The 19,279-nt window shown below is 63.6% G+C and carries 13 protein-coding genes; 5 read left to right on the top strand and 8 right to left on the bottom strand.

Features of this window, described 5'->3' with window-relative positions; translation table 11 throughout:
• Positions 1-63: 63 nt before the first annotated feature.
• The 3 genes from I2I01_RS09335 to I2I01_RS09325 form a co-directional block, all read right to left on the bottom strand.
• Entirely contained in the window at positions 64-642 is a 579-nt protein-coding gene (locus I2I01_RS09335; RefSeq protein WP_196286176.1) for a type 1 glutamine amidotransferase domain-containing protein, read from the bottom strand.
• Between the two features lie 95 nt (positions 643-737).
• A complete protein-coding gene (locus tag I2I01_RS09330; RefSeq protein WP_196286175.1) occupies positions 738-2,567 on the bottom strand; it encodes a sensor histidine kinase in 1,830 nt (609 codons plus the stop codon).
• 119 nt (positions 2,568-2,686) lie between these two features.
• Positions 2,687-3,139 (bottom strand): BLUF domain-containing protein, encoded by a 453-nt coding sequence (locus tag I2I01_RS09325; RefSeq protein ID WP_196286174.1) that lies wholly within the window; start codon positions 3,137-3,139, stop codon positions 2,687-2,689.
• Positions 3,140-3,611: 472 nt separating this feature from the next.
• On the opposite strand from I2I01_RS09325, the gene I2I01_RS09320 reads away from it, so the two are divergent.
• Together I2I01_RS09320 and I2I01_RS09315 are read left to right on the top strand one after the other, a co-directional pair.
• Positions 3,612-4,841, top strand: coding sequence for a HupE/UreJ family protein (locus I2I01_RS09320; RefSeq protein ID WP_196286173.1), 1,230 nt, complete (start codon positions 3,612-3,614; stop codon positions 4,839-4,841).
• A 54-nt stretch (positions 4,842-4,895) separates the two neighbouring features.
• Positions 4,896-6,317, top strand: a complete 1,422-nt coding sequence (locus I2I01_RS09315) for a DUF3500 domain-containing protein (protein ID WP_196286172.1) — start codon at positions 4,896-4,898, stop codon at positions 6,315-6,317.
• A 274-nt stretch (positions 6,318-6,591) separates the two neighbouring features.
• Here I2I01_RS09315 and I2I01_RS09310 read toward each other — a convergent pair whose 3' ends face one another.
• From I2I01_RS09310 to I2I01_RS09295, 4 genes are all read right to left on the bottom strand, one after another.
• On the bottom strand, positions 6,592-7,479 hold the full coding sequence (locus tag I2I01_RS09310; protein WP_196286171.1) for an alpha/beta hydrolase family protein: 888 nt from the start codon (positions 7,477-7,479) through the stop codon (positions 6,592-6,594).
• A gap of 220 nt (positions 7,480-7,699) precedes the next feature.
• Positions 7,700-8,266, bottom strand: coding sequence for a cupin domain-containing protein (locus I2I01_RS09305; RefSeq protein ID WP_196286170.1), 567 nt, complete (start codon positions 8,264-8,266; stop codon positions 7,700-7,702).
• Between the two features lie 79 nt (positions 8,267-8,345).
• Positions 8,346-9,173 carry a helix-turn-helix domain-containing protein gene (locus I2I01_RS09300; protein WP_196286169.1) on the bottom strand — a complete coding sequence of 276 codons (828 nt, stop codon included), beginning with the start codon at positions 9,171-9,173 and terminating at the stop codon, positions 8,346-8,348.
• Positions 9,174-9,280: 107 nt separating this feature from the next.
• Entirely contained in the window at positions 9,281-11,623 is a 2,343-nt protein-coding gene (locus I2I01_RS09295; RefSeq protein ID WP_196286168.1) for a mechanosensitive ion channel family protein, read from the bottom strand.
• Positions 11,624-11,982: 359 nt separating this feature from the next.
• Between I2I01_RS09295 and I2I01_RS09290 the strand changes: the two genes are divergently transcribed.
• The 3 genes from I2I01_RS09290 to I2I01_RS09280 all read left to right on the top strand — a co-directional run bounded on the left by I2I01_RS09290 (position 11,983) and on the right by I2I01_RS09280 (position 18,448).
• Positions 11,983-13,845 (top strand): M1 family metallopeptidase, encoded by a 1,863-nt coding sequence (locus tag I2I01_RS09290; RefSeq protein ID WP_196286167.1) that lies wholly within the window; start codon positions 11,983-11,985, stop codon positions 13,843-13,845.
• A 136-nt stretch (positions 13,846-13,981) separates the two neighbouring features.
• Entirely contained in the window at positions 13,982-15,097 is a 1,116-nt protein-coding gene (locus tag I2I01_RS09285; RefSeq protein WP_196286166.1) for an inorganic phosphate transporter, read from the top strand.
• A 207-nt stretch (positions 15,098-15,304) separates the two neighbouring features.
• Positions 15,305-18,448 carry a TonB-dependent receptor gene (locus I2I01_RS09280; protein ID WP_196286165.1) on the top strand — a complete coding sequence of 1,048 codons (3,144 nt, stop codon included), beginning with the start codon at positions 15,305-15,307 and terminating at the stop codon, positions 18,446-18,448.
• A 229-nt stretch (positions 18,449-18,677) separates the two neighbouring features.
• On the opposite strand, the gene I2I01_RS09275 is transcribed toward I2I01_RS09280, so the two are convergent.
• Complete coding sequence (locus tag I2I01_RS09275; protein ID WP_196286164.1) at positions 18,678-19,202, bottom strand: acyl-CoA thioesterase; 525 nt, start codon at positions 19,200-19,202, stop codon at positions 18,678-18,680.
• Between the last annotated feature and the right edge of the window lie 77 nt (positions 19,203-19,279).

Genomic DNA, 19,279 nt, shown 5'->3' with positions numbered 1-19,279 from the left:
TAACAGGACGGATTGCTTCGGCTACGCCTCGCAATGACAGACGACGCCCAGACTATCCGTTGTTTAGTTATGCCCGCCGTGCTGGGGCTCCAGCATTTCTTCCACGATTTTCTTATTGAAAGCGGGGATGTCTTCGGGCTTGCGGCTGGTGATGAGGCCGTGGTCGGTCACTACTTCGGAATCCTCCCAGAGGGCGCCTGCGTTTTTGAGGTCGGTGTGGACGCTGGGCCAGCTCGTGACGCGCTTGCCGCGCACCACATCGGCTTCTACCAACAGCCAGGGGCCGTGGCAGATGGCGGCCAGCACCTTGCCCGAGCCGGCGAACTGCTTCACGAAGCTCACCACGTCTTTATTGGTGCGCAGGATGTCGGGGTTCATCTGGCCGCCGGGAAGCACCAGGGCGTCGTAGTCGGCCGGCTGCACGTCGGTGATGACCTTGTCGACGTCGACTTTGCTGCCCCAGTCTTTGTTAGGACCGTCCCAGCCCTTGATGGAGCCGCTTTTGAGGGAGATGACGTGGGTTTCGGCGCCTTCGCCTTCGAGGTATTTTTTGGGTTCGTCGAGTTCGGCCTGCTCGAAGCCGTCGGTGGCGATAATGGCAATTTTCTTGCCCTTGAGTTTGTCGCTGCTGAAAATGCTCATGGTGGAAAGGGAGGATATAAAAGAAGAAAGCCGGAAACGGTCCGGCTTTTTCTGTACGCCCTTTCCGGGCCAGTGGTTGATATAAAATTCGGCCCTCAGCTCTCAAACCAATGGATGGTGAAGGTGGTGCCCTCACCCACCGTGCTGCTTACTTGCAGGTGGCCGCCGCGGCTGGCCACAATGCGCTGCACCAGGTACATGCCCACGCCGGCCCCGGCAATGTGCGGATGCTGCCGGGCAAACGGCTGGAACACCGGCGCCGGGCGGCCCGGCAGCTCCATGCCCATACCGTTGTCCTGCACGGTGAGCACGGGCTGGCCGGCGTCGGTTAGGGAGCTGCGCACCGTGAGGTGCAGCGGCCGGGCGGGGTCGGCAAACTTGAGGGCGTTGCTGAACAGGTTGTGCAGGATGGAGCGCAGGTTGGCGCGGCCGTAGGTGAGCGTGGGCGCCGCCTCAAAGTCCAGGCTGACAGTGGCCTCGGCTTCCTGCACCTGGGCGCGTAGGCCTAGCAGCACTTCGTCGGCCACGCTGCGCAGGTCCAGCGCTTCTACCGGCGCCGAGAGGCCGCGCTGCTCCTGCACGGTGGCGGCCAGGTCTTGCAGGGTGATGTCGAGCTGAAGCAGGGCTTCGTCGAGCATGCCCACAATTTCGCCTTCCTCGGGGTCATCGAAGGACGCCGAGCGGCGCAGTTCGTCAAACAAGCCGCGCAGGTTCAGCACGGGCTGCTTGAGGTCGTGGCTGGCCGTGTACACAAAGGTGTCGAGGTCGCGGTTGGTGCGGGCCAGCTCGTCGTATTGCGTTTGGAGCACTTCGCGCAGGCGGTATTGGTCGTCCACATCGGTGCAGGTACCGAACCAACGCGGGCCCCGCTCGTCGGTGAGCTGCCGCGCCCGGATGATGTGCCAGCGGTAGCGCCCGTCATGCCGCCGCATCCGAAACAGGCCCTCGTAAGGGAGGCCAGTGGCTATGCTCTGCACCCAGCGCCGGGCCGCGCCGGCCTGCTCGCTGGGTTCCAGCAGGTTTATCCAGCCCGTAGGCCCCAGCTCCTCCTTGGTCAGGCCCGAGTACTCGCCGGTGTAGTGGTTGTAGTAATCAATAAAGCCCTCGGCCGTGGCCGTCCAGATGAGCTCAGGTATGCTGTCGGCCAGGAAGCGCAGCTCAGCCTCGCCGCGGCGCAGGGCATCGGCCAGCTCGCGCTGGTCGTGCACTTCGGTGAGGGCGCCGTGCCAGAACACGGCCTGGTCGGGGGCGTGCAGCTCGGGCAGGGCGCGGCTCAGCATCCAGCGGTACTGGCCGTCGTGGCGGCGCAGGCGGTACTCGTAGCTCCAGCCCACGCCGCTGGCCCGGGCCGTGTCGGACTGGTAGAGCACGCGCAGGCGGTCGTCGGGGTGAATAAGCAGGGGCCATATGGCGTTCAGGTCGGCCGTGGGCGGCTGGCCGGTGAAGTAGTACCACTGCGGGCTCACGTACTCAAACCGGCTGTCGGCATCGACGGTGAACGTGATTTGGGGCACAGTTTCCGTCAGCACCCGCAGGCGCGTGTCGAGGCGGCGGGTTTCGATGGACAGGTGGTGGGCCCGCTGCCGGGCCTCCTCCTGCACCGTCACATCCACGGCAAACAGCAGCAGGCCGCTCACCGGGCCGTCGCCCTCGTGCACGGGCTCCAGGGCAATGTCGAAGTAGCGCGGCGCGGGCTTTTCGTCGGCCGTGGTGGGCAGGGGCAGGCAGTAGGCCTTGGCCACGAAGGGACGGTCGGCGTCGTACACCTGCCGCATCACCTCCAGCAAATCGGTCGGAATGGCACCCGGGTGCTCGGCCACGGCATCGCCTTCGCGCACGGCCGGGCCCAGCACGGCCTGCATGGCCTCGTTTACAAACCCGTAGCGCAGCTCCGCTCCTTGCAGCGTGGCGACTCCGGCCGGCATGTGCCCTAAAATATCCCGAAGTTGTTGCTCACGCATGGCCAAAGGTAGGCAGCCGCCGTGGGTAAGCGCCCGCATTGGCGCCGAATGCGCCGCACTGACGCGCAGAAACGATTGGGCTTCTACGCATCCAACGCCCCCAGACCGGCCGGGACTTCTTCGGCCCCAAACACCGCCAGCTTCACCAAATCAACCAACAAGGAATCGGCGATGCTGAGCGAGCTGGGGGGCGGGGGCAGGTGGTGGGGCAGCAGGAAACCCTGCAGGGCCTCGAAGCCGCTGGGTTCGAGGGGATGAAACGCCATCGACCAGTCCGAGAAGCTGCGCACGGTGATGGGCTTGTCCACTAGCTTGATTACGTTGGAGTGGCGCCCGTCGCGCGAGATGGTTTCGAACAGGGGCTCCAGCACTTCTTTTTCGCCTTCAATGAGTTGAGCGATGTTGCCGTGGCTGTAGAACAGCACGCCGGTCACGTTGTGCGCGGCGTTGTCGCGGCGGCACTGCATCAACAGCTCCTGCAGGTCCTGGTCGGAGAGCGGACGTACGGCCCGGCTCATGTACACAATGTGAATCATATTAGAAATCAACAACTAAAGCTTCTCCACCCCTGCTCCGAGCAGAACAGTAGTACGGGTGCCCGGGCGGCGGGTTATTGGTTATTTCCAGCCGGCCGCCCGGATGTCGGCTGAGAGCTTAGAAAAGCATAAAAGTAAAGTGGTAATCATTTCAAGAAGGGAGTTGGCCATCTAATGGAAGCAGCTGCAGCGCAATTGCTCAGGCTTCCAGTGCTTAAAGCCTCACACGTGCAGCAAACGTTGGAAGCAGTCGGCTACAGGTGGCCAATGGTCGGCGCTGGCGGCTAAACCGCCGAGTGCGTTTTCGGTGCCAGGTAGCGGCAGGCACCTTTGAGAAACTATCGGGCACTTCGTGTTCTGCCTTATGCCAACGCTGCGCTGTCTTCGCCCTCTCCTCTGCCCTTTGCGCCTGTTTCGTGGGTTGGCTTGTTTGCTGCTTTTGCTGAGCAACTTTCCCACCTGGGCTCACCCCATGCCCAACTCCGTGGTGCTGCTCGACCTGCACCCCGGCGGCGTGGCAGCTGAGGTGCAGCTGCCCCTAGGCCAGCTGGAAATTGCCTTTGGCCAAAACCTCACCCAACAGCCCGAAACGCTGGTGCAGCGCCTCGGCCCCGAGCTGCGCGCCTACATCCAACAGCACGTGCGCCCCGAAACGCCCGACGGCCAACCCTGGGCCGTGGCCGTGCGCGAGCTGCGCATTCAGAACGCCGAGCAAACGGCCACCGGCCCCTACCAGGAGCTCACGGCCCAGCTGTGGCTCACGCCGCCGGCCGGCGCCACCGCCCGCGCCTTCACCTTTAAGTACGACGTGATTGTGCATCAGCTGGTGACGCACGTGGCGCTGGTGTCGGTGCGGCGCGACTGGGAAGTGGGCCGCGTAGGCACCGAGCGGCCCATCGACGTGGGCGTGGTGCGGCTCGACGTGGTGAATAACGTGGTGCCACCGCTGTTTATCAGCCAGGCGGGCGACGGGTGGTGGGCCGGCTTCCGGGGCATGGTGGGGCTGGGCGTGCGCCACATTGCCGAGGGCACCGACCACCTCTTGTTTCTACTGGTGCTGCTGTTGCCGGCGCCGCTGCTGCTTGGCAAGGGCGAGCGCTGGGGCCGCTTCGGTGGCACGCGCTACAGTGTGCGGCGGCTGTTGCTGGTGGTGTCGGCTTTCACGCTGGGGCACTCCGTTACGCTGCTGGCCGGGGCGCTGGGCTGGCTGCGGCTGCCCGGCCAGCTGGTGGAAGTGCTGATTGCAGTATCCATTCTGGTGTCGGCGGTGCACGCGGTGCGGCCGTTGTTTCCGGGGCGTGAGGGCTGGGTGGCGGCAGGCTTCGGGCTGGTGCACGGGTTGGCCTTCGCCAGCACCTTGGCCGAGCTAAACCTGCCTGCCGGGCCCATGGCGGTAAGCATTCTGGGCTTCAATCTCGGCATCGAGCTGATGCAGCTGTTCGTCATTGCCCTCACGGTGCCCTGGCTGCTTTTGCTGAGTCAGACGCCCAGCTACCCTGCCGTGCGAATGGCCGGGGCGGTGGCCGCCGGCGTGGCGGCCCTGGCCTGGATTGCGGAGCGCATTTCCGCCCACGCCAACCCGCTCACGGCGCTGGTGGCGCGGCTGGCGCAGCACGCGCCCTGGCTGCTGGCAATGCTGGCGGTGGCGGCCGTGGTCAGCTTCCAGCGCCAGCGCCGAACGGCCGCTCAGCCTTTATTCTAACTGCCGTGCTTCAGCGTGCAGCACTGATTTTCTTTTTTAATCCCACTCTCTATCATGAACAAATTCCTACTCGCAGCGCCCCTTGCGCTCGCCGTATCGGCCTATGATTGGGCCACTAGCTTCTTTGAGCCAGCCGCACCACTCAGTTACACGGCTACGGCCGCGGCCCCGGCAGCCCCCGCAACGCTCAGCACCTTCAAAAGCCTGAAAGGCACCCAATCGACGGCCGCGGTGAGCGACGTGGTGAATGCGGCCAACGCCTTCATCGCCTCGCTGAGCGCCACGCAGCAAGCCACGCTGCTACAGGCCTACAACTCGACAACCGTCACGAAGTGGTCGAACCTACCGGTGAACTCCACCAACCGCATCGGCCTGCGCCTCGATGCGCTAACCGCGGCTCAGCAAGCCTTGGCACTGGCCGTGGTGCAGGCCGCCACGGGCACAGTAAGCGGCGACGGCTTCAACGAGATTCAGCAGTTGCGCGCGGCCGACGACAACCTGGCGGCCAACGGCGGGGGCGGCGGCTACGGCAGCGGCGTGTACCTGATTGCGTTTTTGGGCACGCCCTCGCTCACGGGCACCTGGCAGCTGCAGTTCGGCGGGCACCACCTGGCCACCAACATCACCTACGGCAACGGCCAGGTGACAGGCGCCACGCCCAAGTTTGAGGGCACCGAGCCGCTGAATTTCACCACGGCCAACAGCAACGTGCTGCCCGCCGGCACGGTGTGCGCGCCGCTGTCGAACGAAGGCGCAGCCATGCTGGCCATGCTCAACGGCCTCACGGCCGCTCAGAAAACCACGGCTCGCCTCAGCCAGAGCTTCGGCGACGTGGTGCTGGGCCCGAACGGAAACGGGCAGTTTCCGGCCACCAAGGTGGGTTTGGCGGTGAACACCCTCACGGCCGCGCAGCAAGCGCTGGTGGTGGAAGCCATGCGCCCCTGGGTGCAGGACTCCGACGACGCCACGGCCGCCAGCCTGATGACCAAATACACCAACGAGCTGGCCGGCACCTACATCGCCTACTCCGGCACCGGCAACTTCACCACCAGCGGCGACTACGCGCGCATCGACGGGCCCACCGTCTGGATTGAGTTTGTGTGCCAGAATGGGGTGATATACTCGAGCCAGATTCACTACCACACCGTGTGGCGCGACCACGCCCGCGACTACGGCGGAAACTTCTACGGCACCTATACCAACGTGCTGGGCACCAAAACTGCCGCAGCAGCCCAGGCCTTCTCGGCCTACCCCAACCCGCTCATTGGCGGGCAGCTGCTGCAGGTGCAGCTGGCCAGCCCCGCCACGGCTGCCACCTACACCCTGCGCAACAGCCTGGGCCAGGCCGTACGCACGGCGTCGTTCCGCGGGCAGGCCACCGAAGTATCCATCACCGGGCTGGCAGCTGGCCTCTACACACTCAGCGTGCAAGCCGATGCCAACCCTGTGGTGACGCAGCGCGTGACACTGGAGTAGCAACCACACCGCTTCGCAAAGAAGCCCCGTCCGTCAATCCGGGCGGGGCTTTTCTTTGATGCAGCCGCCCACTTAGCAGCGCGACCGACAACCACTTTAGGCGAGACAATGCGCCGCTTTGTCGATTGCGTGCCTCCTGGCTGCGGTGGTAGCTGACCTTTGCATCAGCCAAGCAGCATAATGCAAACGCCTAAGCGCGTCGGCCCCGTTTGTGAAGAAGGTATGTGCGGTTGGGTCTGAGGCTGGTCGTTTCTACGGCCGGCCTCTTTTTTGTCTATTTCCGCCCGCGCAGCCCGGCCACCAGCCGCTGCATGGCGTGCTGCCGGAACGGCGAAGGCGAATCGAGGCCGGTGGTGAAATTGTAGCGCACCGCCACGATGTCCAAGTTCCGAAACCGGTCGAGGTATGTGGGCACGAAGCGAAACAAGGCCAGCACCTCGTAGCTCTCATACACCAGAAAAGTGCGGCGCTGGCTGCCGTGGAATAGCCGCTCCTTACGGGTGAGGTCGAAATAGCCCGTCAGTGGCGACGAGTTGAAGGCAAACACCTTTTCGATGCGCGGGCAGGTGTAGCCCGCGTGCTGGGCCAGCCCGCCGCCCAGCGAGTGCCCGGCAGCCATGATGCGCTCCTGGCCGCCAAAGGCCGCATCGAGCCGGGCCGCCACCGCCGGCGTGAGGGCGCGGGCCTGCTCGTACTGGTCCCACAGGCGGGGCCAGTTGGTGACGGGTCGGGTGTTGGCCACCCAGTCGGCAAACTCCAGGTAGTTGGTGCCCCGAAACACCAGCACTGCCAGCGGGCGGGCGCCGGTGCGCTGCTGCACCCACACGTCATACACCATGCCGCCCAGCCGATGCTGGCGCGCCGGGGCCACTAAAGTGTCAGTGAAAGGAAACGGCTGCCAGCCGCGGCGGGCTAGCTCGCGGCGCTCTACGGCATACTTGGCGGTGTCCTGGCGGTAGTCGGGCCGGTGGTTGGGAGCCTTCACGCCCGAATACACGATGGCGCTGAGCATGGCCATGTCCAGCACCAATTGGTAGTCGGCATCGTGGAGCGTGGGCGTAAGCTGGCCCTGGGCTAGTTCGGCCGGCGTGCGGTGGTACTGCTTGCCCTTGATGTTGACCACGGCATCTTCGGGCCGCTGGCAGGCGCTGAGGAGTAGCAAGGGGCCCAGCCACGAAAGAAGCCGGGGACTCACTGCTGCCCATGAAAACCGTTTGTGCATGAGTGTGCTGCCTGCTGCCGGGTTGGGCCCTCGGCGGCCCGTTGCCGGCATACTGCAGCCGGGTGCCGCGAAAGTAGCAGCGCCGGCGCTTTGATTGCCGCCCGGGCGCCGCCTGCCGCTCAGCACCCGGGCGTGCGCACTTTTGCAGGGCTGTGTGCAGTTAGCCCACAGTAAGCTTCGGGCCAACGATGCGGCACTGGTTGGCTATGTGGATTTTCTGCGCGTCGTCCGGCGTGGCCGTGGGCGGCAGCGCGGCCAGTTGCTTAAACAGCTGCTCGGTTTTGCCGCTGGGGTGGGTCATAAACACCATGCGGCCCGTGTCGCTCAGCGTGAGGAAGGTGTGGGGGATGTTGCGCGGCAGAAAAATCAGGTCGCCGGCTTTCAGCGTGTACCGCTCCTCGCCCACCTGCACCAGAAACTCGCCTTCGGTGATGTAGAACTCCTCGTCCTGCTCGTAGTGCACGTGTAGCGGCGGGCCGTCGTGCTTGCGGTAGACGCCCGAAAACATCGACATCTGCCCATCGGAGTCTTTGGCCGACACTTTCAGAAACAGGTCGAAGCCCATCAGGTGGTAGTGCTCGCCGGCGCGGGCATCGGCCAGGCGCAGCACAAAGGGCTTTTTCGGGGCGCCCGGGGCCGCGCCCAGCGCAAGGTGGGGCGCCAGGGCCATGCCGATGGCCGTGGCGGAAAGGGCTTTGAGGGCGGTGCGTCGCGATTCGATTTCCATGGCGTTTGCTGAAATAGTGAATTATAGCAGCAAATCTATATCCTACCTCGAGGGGCACAGTGGTCAAAAAGCGACATCTTTAGCGCAGCAGCAAAATGTGCTCCGGCGCGCGCGCCTCCGCCTCGGCAAAAAGCGTGGGCGTGACGCCCGCAAACTGCTTGAAATCCTTCACCATGTGCTGGTAGTCGGCGTAGCCGCAGGCTAATGCTACGTCGAGCCAGTCGCGGGCGGGTGCGGCTTCCTTCAGGGCATACGCTCGGTTGAAGCGCGCAATCCGCATAAACAGCTTGGGGCTCACCCCCATCCGCTCCCGGAACTTGCGCTCAAACTGCCGGAAGCTCAGGCAGGCTTGCCGGGCCAGGTAGTCGAGCGACACGGCCGGGCTGGCCGTGTGCAGCCAGCGACCCAGTTGGTCGATGGGCTCGTGGCGCAGGCGCAGCCGGGCAAATTTTTGCACCAGGTAGGCATCTACCACGGCCAGCATTTCGGCGTAGCGCGCCGTGTTCATCAGCTGCTGTATCAGCTCGCCCATCTCCTTCCCAAACACGGCTTCGGCATCGATGGCCGCGTCCGTGAATTCGGCCATCGGCGCGCCGCCCAGCAGGTGAAACAGCCCGCCCGGCTGAAAAATGACCTTCACCAGACTGAACGTGCGCGGGTAGTGGTGGTGCCACACCGTGAGGGGCTGGCCCTGCAGCAGCGTGTGGGGCATCACCATCCGCTTGTTCAGGTCGGTGTTCACCTTGGTGAAGGCCTCCCCCGGATAGAAAATGATGCTCTGCTCGGCGCGCGCCGGCAGCAGCTTGGTGGGAATTTCGGGCAGTCCCCTGAAATCAAAGTCGCAGAGCAGATATTCCTTCACGTAAGGCTGCAAAGCGGGGTGCGGCAACGTTACTTGGTATATCATGGCGCCGGGGTTTCGTGCGGGCCGGTGCCTTCCGGCCGCGGGCCTAACCGGCTGGTAATTTAGGGAATCGCCAGCGCTTTGGCACCCGGCCACCGGCGCGCGGAGTCTTAGCTCAATTGCAACCCTTTGTTCACAAAACGCCGGTAGATGCCGGACAGAATTTCGCTCTTGGTGAGCTGCTCCTGGCGGATGTTGCTAATCCAGAACAGCACCTTAAGCTCGTATACTTGGCCGTTGATGCTGCTGAGCAGGATTTCGGCCGGCTGGTGGTGCAGGGTGTAGGGGCTGGTTTTGATTTCCTCCTGAATGAGCTCGCGGGCGGTGGTCAGGTTGGCTTGCAAGTCGGCAGTTTCGGAAGTCATCTTCAAGGACAGCTCGGTGCGGATGTGGTCGTTGGTGCGCGTCCAGTTGATGACGTGGTTGGAGAGCAGGTCGCCGTTGGGCACAATGATTTCGGAGCCCGTCACGGACGTGAGCTTGCTGGACCGAATGCCGATGTCGTGCACGCGCCCTGCCTTGCCGGCCACCTCAATGAAGTCGCCCACGTGGAAGGGCCGCTCAAAAATCAGGATGATGCCCGACACCAGGTTGTTGACGATGCTCTGCAAGCCCAGGCCGATGCCCACGCTGAGCGCCCCGAACACAATGGCAATTTTGCTCAGCGGCAGCCCCGTGGCGGCCGTGGCCAGCGCGAAGCCCACCAGCACCAGCAGCAGCCGCAGCGCCACCAGCCACGAGCCCCGCTGCCGCGCATCCACGCTGTCGTCGGTGCCCACGTCGCCAAAAAAGTAGCCGATGTAGCGCTGCAATAAGGCCGAGATGTAGAGAATAACGAAAAACAGCCCGATGTTGCCGAACGTGAATTCGGTGCTGCCCAGCAGGTGCGGTGTGGTGAGCAGGCGCTCGAAGAAGCCGTAGATGAGGTTGTAGATGTTGAGGTTGGAAGTGAACACCACCAACCACAGCGCCCCAGCCAGCACCGTGAGCAGGCGCAGCAGGTTGGCCTCGATTTTATCGTAGTCGAAGGCCGAAGTGGCGCCCGTGGCGCCCCGGCTGCACAGGATTTGCAGGTGGAATGCTTCGGTGAACAGCTCAATAAACACCGCCAGCCCGATGCCCTGCGTGAGCCCGAAAATGGCCGCCGTGCTGAACATCTTGGCCAAACTCAGCCGGCCCACCACGTTGCAGAGCATGGCCAGCGCATTGAGCCCGATGAACAGGCCGGTGACGGGAATGAGAAACCGCAGCTGAGCCAGCGTGGCACGCAGCCGCCACAGCAGCCACGCCCCGATGCCCACGGCCAGCCCGTTAAGCCCCAGCAGCCCCCAACGCGCGCCCAGCCCGGTGGTGGCGTTGGCGTTGGTAATGCTCAGCCACACAAAAAACACTACCAGCCCCAGCCAGCCCAGAAACGGCCGCCGCGGCCAGCTGCGCGCAAACACCGCCGTGAGGGCCACCAACAACAGCAGTTGCAGCAGCGACAGGTAGATGGGCGGCGGGTGCAATTCCAGGGCCGGCGCCAAACTGAACATGACCACCAGCGTGGCCGCCACCGGCCCCGGCCGCAGGTAGCGGAATGGCTCGGTGATGACCAGTCCCTCGGCCCGGGCCCGGCGGTAGTTGAACGTGACCCAGCCGTAGAAAACCAGCCCGATGAGGGCCATATAGGCCCAGTTGTCCCAGTTGTGGGCGAAGTAGAAGTTGATGATTTCGCGGCGGTACTGGCCGGCTTTGCGGGCTTTGGGGTCGGGCGGGATGGGGGGAGTGGCTTCGGCGTCCCACAGCGGCGGGTAGTTGAGCTTGGCGCTGGTGCGGCTGTAGCGGCGCAGTTGGTCGCCCACCTCGTCCTGCAATTCCATGCCCTGGATGTAGCTGGCGGCCACCTGCGTCTGCAGCTGCTTCACCTTGAGGTAGCGCTTTTCGAGCAGGCCGGCAATGCGCTGGCGCCGCGCCCACAGCGCCGAGTCGGAGCGGGCCAGGGCCAGCGTGGTGGCATCGAGGGTAGCGGCGCGGGCGGGGGGCGGGGCAATGCTGCGCAGGCGGCCCTGCATGGCGGCCAACTGCTGGTTGGCCGCGGCCAGGTCGGTGCGCCACTCCCCTAGTTCGTCCTGAATGGTGCTGAGCATGAGCTGGCACATCTGCAGGTGCTTGATGTCGACTACCTGCCCTTTTTGCTTGAGGGTATACTGAATGGCCTTGAGGTTTTCGACCACGTCGGGCAGGTCTTCGGCCAGCCCGCGCGTATCGAATACCTTGCGCACCTGGCCCGAAATGCTGCTGAGCGTGGTGTAGCCCACTTCGAGGCGGTAGGAGTCGTCGCGGACGGCCGCGGTAGTATCCACGGCCATGGTGTCTTCCTTCGCAACGGTGGTTTGGGCGCGGACAGGGCCCAGCAGTAGCAACCAGCAAAGCAGGCTGAGCCAGGTTGTTTTCAGATTTAAAACGGGCATAGGGCGGCTTTAAGCTGGAAAATTACGCTTCAAGCCGGGCCGGCTTTTCTGCAAAAGATGCAGCCGGGCGTTGTGCCGCTAAACAGGGTAATTGCATCGACGGGCCCTTACCCCCGGCCCCTCTCCTTGGGGGAATGCGACCAAGCATTCTTCGGGGGCCACGGCGGCGTGGGCTTGTGGCAAAGGCTTTAGCTTGTGCGCCGACTGGGAGAGAATGAGGTGACGCAATACAGGCTAAAGCATGAGCTATGTGAATCGGCAGGCACCCCTCTCCTAGGGAGAGGGGCCGGGGTGAGGTTTTCCCTTTCGCGCCACGCTACATTGCAACGGCTATGCTCCTGCCACCGTCTGTCTCCACTATGATAAAACCCCTCCTCACTGCTCTCCTGCTGGGCGGCTTGGCCGACACGGCCGCCGCCCAAACCACGCCGCTCTACATGCCGCGCGACATCAAAGCGGCCTTCGCCAAGGGCACCCGCAGCCCCGACGGCCGCCCCGGCCCCAAGTACTGGCAAAACCGCGCCCGATACGACATCACCGTGCAGGCCGCCCCGCCCGCCCGCGACATCCGCGGCCGCGAAACCATCACCTACTATAACAACAGCCCCGATACGCTGCGCCAGGTGGTGCTGCGCATCATCCAAAACATTCATAAGCCCGGCGCCTCGCGCGACGGCGATGCCTCGCCCGACTACCTCACCAGCGGCGTGGTGATTGACACCTTGCTGGTGGCCGGCCAGCTCAAGCCGATGCCCGCCAACCTGGGCACCGCACCGGGCGTGCGCCTGCCCCGCCCGCTGGCCCCGCACGACTCAATGAAATTTGCCGTGGCCTGGCACTTCCCCATCTCGGTGGAAAGCGGCCGCGAGGGCATGATTGACCCCACCACTTATTTCCTGGCTTACTTCTACCCGCGCATTGCGGTGTATGACGACTACGCCGGCTGGGACCGGCTGCCCTTCGTCGACAGCAAGGAGTTCTACAACGACTTCAACGACTACACCCTGCGCGTGAAGGCGCCGGCCAACTACATTGTGTGGGCGACTGGCACGCTGCAAAACCCCGACCAGGTGCTGCAGAAGGACGCTGCCAAGCGCCTCAAGCAGTCGATGACCAGCGACAAGGTGATTCACGTGGCCACGGCCGCCGACCTGGCGAAGAAAAACATCACGGCCCAGCAAGCCATGAACACCTGGGTGTGGACGGCCAGGGACATTTCCGACGTGACTGTGGGCCTGAGCGACCATTACGTGTGGGATGCCGCCAGCGTCATCGTGGATGCCAAGGCCAAGCGCCGCGCCAGCATGCAGGCCGCCTATGCCGACTCGACGGTGGATTTCCGCGAGTCGGTGAAAAACGGGCAGTTTGCGCTGGGCTGGTTTTCGAACCCCAATAACTGGCCGGGCGTGGCATATCCGTTCCCGAAAATGACGGCTTTCCAGGGCTTTGCCGACATGGAATACCCGATGATGGTGAACGACAGCCCGCAGAAGGACCCCAAATTCGCGCAGTTTGTGCAGGACCACGAAATCGCGCACACCTGGTTCCCGTTCTACATGGGCATCAACGAAAGCCGCTACGCCTACATGGACGAGGGCTGGGCCACCACGTTTGAGCGCCTCATCAACACGGCCGAAAACGGGGCCGAAACGGCCGACAAGTTCTATAAGATGTTCCGCGTGAGCAACTGGATTAACAACATTGCCACGCCCCAGGACTTGCCCATCATCACGCCCAGCAACGAGTTGAAGTCGGGCTACGGCAACAACGCCTACGGCAAGCCCTCGCTCAGCTACTTCGCCCTGAAGGACATGCTGGGCGACGCACTGTTTAAGAAAAGCCTACACGAGTACATGGACCGCTGGCACGGCAAGCACCCCATTCCGTGGGATTATTTCAACTCCATGAGCAACGCCAGCGGCCAGGATTTGAGCTGGTTTTTCAACAATTGGTTCTTCACCAACAACTACATCGACCTTGCTGTGACGGCCAGCGGCCCCACCGTGACGGTGCAAAACATTGGCGGTTTCGCCGTGCCGTTTGACATGCAAGTGGAGTACGCCGACGGCAGCAAGGCCACCCTGCACCAGTCGCCCGCCGTGTGGCAGGCCAACCAGAAGCAGGCTACCATCACCGTACCCAAAGATGTGAAATCAGTGCGTCTGGACGGCGGCATCTTCATGGATGCCAATGAGAAAGACAACGCCTGGGCCCAGCGCTAGCCGCCTGGCGCGGCCCGGATTCACAATTTCTTAACATTGCCAAACCGGCGGCGCAGGATGCGTCGTAAGTTGTGCAGCAAAAGCCCCCCACTGGCCTCCAGCGGGGGGCTTTTGCTTACGTCCTTATGCGTTTTCTATGCTGCTGCTTTTCCTCTTTTTGGCGGTGCTGCTGCTCACGTACTCCAACGGCGCCAACGACAATTTTAAGGGCGTGGCCACCCTTTGGGGAAGCGGCACGCTGGCCTACCGCCCGGCCCTGGTGCTGGCCACGGTGGCCACGTTTGCCGGCTCGGTGTGCTCGTATTTCTTCGCCGATGAGTTGATTAAGAATTTTTCGGGCAAGGGGCTGGTGCCGGATGAAGTCATTCAGTCGGTTGATTTTATCCTGTCGGTGGCCTTGGCGGCGGGCGTCACGGTGTTGCTGGCCACGCGCTTTGGCTTTCCCGTTTCTACCACCCACGGGCTGGTTGGCGCGCTGGTGGGCGCCGGCCTGGTGGCCGTGGGCACGGCCGTGAATTTTGCCAAGCTGGGCGCCACCTTTTTCCTGCCCCTCGTGCTGGGGCCGGTGCTGGCGGTGGGCGTGGGCAGCCTGGTGTACGTGCTGTTCCGGCAAGGGCGGCGGGCGGCCGGCATCACCGAGGAATCGTGCGTGTGCGTGGGCGATGTGTGGGTGCCGGTGGCCTCGGCGCCCACGGTGGCTTTCACGACGCTGCCCACGCTGCAGGCCAGCACGGGCACCTCGGCCGAGTGCCAGAACCTGTACCAGGGCTCCTTTCTGGGTGTCCGGTTCCAGCCGCTCATCAACAACCTGCACTACGCCAGCGCCGCCGCCATGAGCTTCGCCCGCGGCCTCAACGACACGCCCAAACTGGTGGGCCTGCTGCTGGTGTGCAAGTTCTTCGCCATGCCCGTCAACGTGCTCATTCTGGCCGTGGCCATGGCCGTTGGCGGCCTGCTCAACGCCCGCAAAGTGGCCGACACCATGAGCAAGAAGATTTCCTCACTCAACCACGGCCAGGGCTTCACGGCCAATTTCATTACCAGCCTGCTGGTGATTGTGGCCAGCAAATTCGGCCTGCCCGTGTCCACCACGCACGTGTCGGTGGGCAGCATCTACGGCATTGGGCTGGTGAACGGCACGGCCAACTCCCGGGAGATTGCCAAGATTGGCTTGTCGTGGCTGCTCACGCTGCCGGTGGCGGCGCTACTGAGCGCGGGCTTCTACTTCGCTTTTCACACGCTGGGCCGGTGATACCCGACGCCGGAACCTCACCCCCGCCCCTCTTCACAAGAGAGGGGAACCAGACGATTTCCGTCAGGAGCACATCCGGTGCCCACTCTCCGGCGGAGAGGGGGTTAGGAGGTGGGATTCTGCCGCGCACGCGAGATGCGTCGGCTGCGCGGATTCCTGATGAGCAGGACCGTCCGTTTTGATTCAATGGCCCTTTTACCGCTCTACATGAAGCATTTCTTACTCCTTCTACTCACTGCCTTTCTGCCCCTGCTCACCTTCGCCCAACAGACTACCAGCGCCTTCGAGGGCCAAGTGGTGGGGCAGACCGGCGAGGCCATTCCGGGGGCTACGGTGCTGCTGACCCACGTGCCGACGGGCACCCGCAGCGGCACGCAGTCGGATGCCGGCGGCAAGTTTTTGCTCACCAACCTGACGCCCGGCGGGCCCTACCAGGTGCAGGTGAGCTTTGTGGGCTACCGCCCCGAAACCCAGGAGGGCCTGTACCTGAGCCTGGGCAAGGTGGCCCGCCAAACCTTTGCGCTGGTGGAGGCGGCCACCGAGCTGGGCGGCGTGCAGGTGACGGCCAACAAGAGCGACCCGTTCACGACCGACAAAAACGGCCAGGCCTACCACCTGGGCCAGACGGCCATCCAGAACACGCCCACCGTGAACCGCAGCCTCGGCGACCTCACCAAGCTGCTGCCGCAGGGCAACAAGAACTCTTTTGGCGGCTCGAACTACCGGTTTAACAACCTGAGCATCGACGGCATGGCCACCAACGACGTGCTCGGCTTTCAGGAGCCGGCCAGCGGGGCCAGCGGCACGGTGGCGGCGGGCACGCCGGGTGCGCTGGCGGGCACCCAGCCCATTTCGCTCGATGCCATTGATGAAATTTCGGTGGTGCTGTCGCCCTTCAACGTCGCGCTGGGCAACTTCACCGGGGCCAACATCAACGCCGTGACCAAGGGCGGCACCAACCGCCTGGCGGGCAGCGTGTACAGCTACGGGCGCAACCAGGCCATCACGGGCAAAAGCGTGGACGGGCTGAAAACGCCCATCGAGAACTACTATGATATTCAGTCGGGCGCCAGCCTGGGCGGGCCCATCATCAAGAACAAGCTGTTTTTCTTTGGCAACTACGAGCTGCAGCGCCGCGAGGAACCCGTGTCTTTCGCGCCCGGCGCGCCCGGCACCAACGTGCCGCTGGCGGTGGCCCAACAGGTGAGCGACTTCCTGAAAACGCAGTATGGCTACGACCCTGGCACCTTCGGCGACGCGGCCATTAAGCGCAACAGCGACAAGTTTTTGCTACGCCTCGACTACAACCTCTCCGACAAGCACCGCCTCACGCTGCGCGACAACTACGTGACCGGCTTCGCCGACAACCTCGAACGCTCGCCCACGGTGCTGAACTACGGCAACCAGGGGTTCCGACACCACAGCCGCACCAACAGCCTGGTGGCCGAGCTGAAAAGCACCTTCAGCAACCAGGTTTCCAACCAGTTGATTGTGGGCTTCAACACCGTGAACGAAAACCGCAGCTACGACGGGCGCCTGTTTCCGCACCTCGAAATCAACTACAACGCTTCCACGGTCATCTACGCCGGCACCTACCGCGAGGCTGCCGTGTACGGCACCAGCCTCAACACCACGCAGGTCACCGACAACCTCACGCTGTTCAAGAACAAGCACACCTTCACCTTCGGCACGTCCAACGAGCTCAACAACATCGAGTACCGTTTTCTGACGGCCTTTAACGGGCGCTGGCAGTACTCGTCGGTGGATGCGTTTCTGGCCAGCCGCCCCAACCGCGTGCGCGGCGTGTACAACACCGACAACAACGACGTGGCCTATAACAAGGCCACGCCCTCGGCCAACTACCGGGTGCTGCTGCTCAGCGCCTACGCCCAAGACGACTACCGCGTGACCAACCGCCTGAACGTGCAGCTGGGCCTGCGCCTCGACCTGCAGCTGCACCCCGACAAGGTGCCCGCGAACCCGGCCGTGTTCAAGAACCCGGAGTTTGCGCCCTACCAGAACAAGTTTGGCGGGGTGCCGCAGCTCAATCCCCGCGCGAGCTTTAACTACCAGCTGAACGAGGCCGGCACCGTGCAGCTGCGCGGCGGCTCGGGGCTGTTCACGGGCCGCATCCCGTTTGTGTGGTACGCCTACGCGCACTACATCTCCGGCAACCGCTACAACAACATTGACTACCGCCCCACCGGCGGGCTGCGCATTGCCGAAGACCTTTCGGCGCTGCAGGCCGTGCAGCCCGGCCTCGCCGAAATCAACCTGATTGACAACGATTTCAAGCTGCCGCGCGACTGGAAATCCACGCTGGCGTTTGATGTGAAGCTGCCGCACGATTTCACCTTTACGGCCGAGGGGCTGTACTCGAAAGTGGTGACGGGCATGCTGTTTCAGTCCATCAATTTCAAAGACGCCAAATCGACCTTCGCGGGCGCCGACAACCGCCCCTACTTCACCAACACCGGCAACGCGGCCAAGATTGACCCGGCCTTCACCAACGTGTTTGTGATGAGCAACACCAACCAGGGCTACAACTACAACGCCACCTTCACCCTGACCAAGCGCGTGCAAAACCGCCTGGAGGCCACCGCCGGCTACAGCTACGGCCAGAGCAAGGACATCGTGAACGGCGTGCGCGTGTCGCCAGCCGCCAACTACGAATGGAACCAGGCCCTGGTGGCCAACTCGCCGGCCCTGGCTTATTCCAACTTCGACCTGCGCCACAAGTTCATCGGCAACGTGTACTACAACCTGAACCTGAAGAAGGTGAACCTGGGCGCCAGCCTGGTGTACATCGTGCGCTCGGGCAGCCCGTTCTCGTTTGTGTACGAGGGCGACGTGAACCGCGACGGCTCGGCCAAAAACGACCTGCTGTTCATCCCCCGCACCCGCGAAGACATCGTGCTGGCCGACATCACGGGCAGCGCGCCGGTGTCGGCGCAGCAGCAGTACGAACAACTCGAGACCTACATCAGCAACGACCCCTACCTGTCGGAACACCGCGGCAGCTATGCCGAACGCAACGCCGCCCGCACCCCCTGGACGCAGCAGCTCGACCTGCGCCTCACCGCCAAGCTGCCCCTCACCCAGGCCGGCACTCAGCGCCTCGAAATCACCCTCGACGTGCTCAACCTCGGCAATCTGCTGAACAACGACTGGGGCCGCCAGTACTTCGTGCCCAACATCAACAACTCGGGCTACGCCTTGCTCGACTTCGTGCGCATCGAGAACAACCGGCCCGTGTACCAGTTCAAAAACCCCACCGGCGCGCCCTGGCAGGTCGACCCCATCAGCTCGCGCTGGCAGGGCCAAGTGGGTTTGCGGTATTCGTTTAATTAACAGGCCGTCACCCGCAGCAGCCTGCGCCGCCGGTCATTGCGAGGCCGCAGGCCGTGGCAATCCGTCCTGTTCTCAGCGGCTAACCTACTACTCTAAAAAAGCCCCGGCACTGCGCAGTGCCGGGGCTTTAGCTTCGCGGACCTAAGGTTCTGGTTAAAAAAGACGTGTCTGGCTCTGACAGGGCGGATTGCCGCGCTGCGCTCGCAATGACAGGTGGCGCAGGGGCCCGCTACTCGTCGCTGCCCGCGTTGCGCCGCTGCTTTTTCAGCTGCTGGCGCACCTCCTTCACCCGTTCGTCGAAGCCGTCGGGGTCGTAGCTTACATCTTCCACGTCGAGGTCGTCGAGCAGGTCCATCATGGCGTTGGAGTGGTCGGTGCGGGTGCCGGCGGGCATGCTCACGAAGGCCATTTCCGACCACAGCAGGGCCAGCAGTCGCAGGCCGTCTTCGCTGCGCATCTGCATTTCGAGCACCAGGTTGGAGTTGTCGAAGTGAATGAGCTGGCTCAGAATGCGGACGCGCGCGCCCTGCCGGGCCGGCTTGAGGTAGCTGATGTGGTGCTTGGTGATGACCCAGCCGGCTTTTTGCTCGCGGGCTATTTCGCCCATGTTCAGCTGGTAGTGCTCGGTGGTGTGGTCTTCGCGGGCGTTGAGGAAATAGTCGAAGTAACGGGCGTTGTTGAGGTGGCCCAGCATATCGCAGTCCTGGAAGTGGACGCGGTAGGTGGTTTCGGGCGTTTGGATGAGCTTGGGCATGGTGGGCGAGGGTTGAGTGGGGCAAAGGTCGGCAAGCCGAACGTCATGCAGCGCGCAGCGAATCATCTCGCCTGCGC

It is taken from the genome of Hymenobacter properus, from assembly GCF_015694735.1.
In the GTDB taxonomy this organism is placed as follows: domain Bacteria; phylum Bacteroidota; class Bacteroidia; order Cytophagales; family Hymenobacteraceae; genus Hymenobacter; species Hymenobacter properus.
Note: the sequence above shows the minus strand (reverse complement) of the source record. Positions and strands in the feature narration are given on the sequence as shown.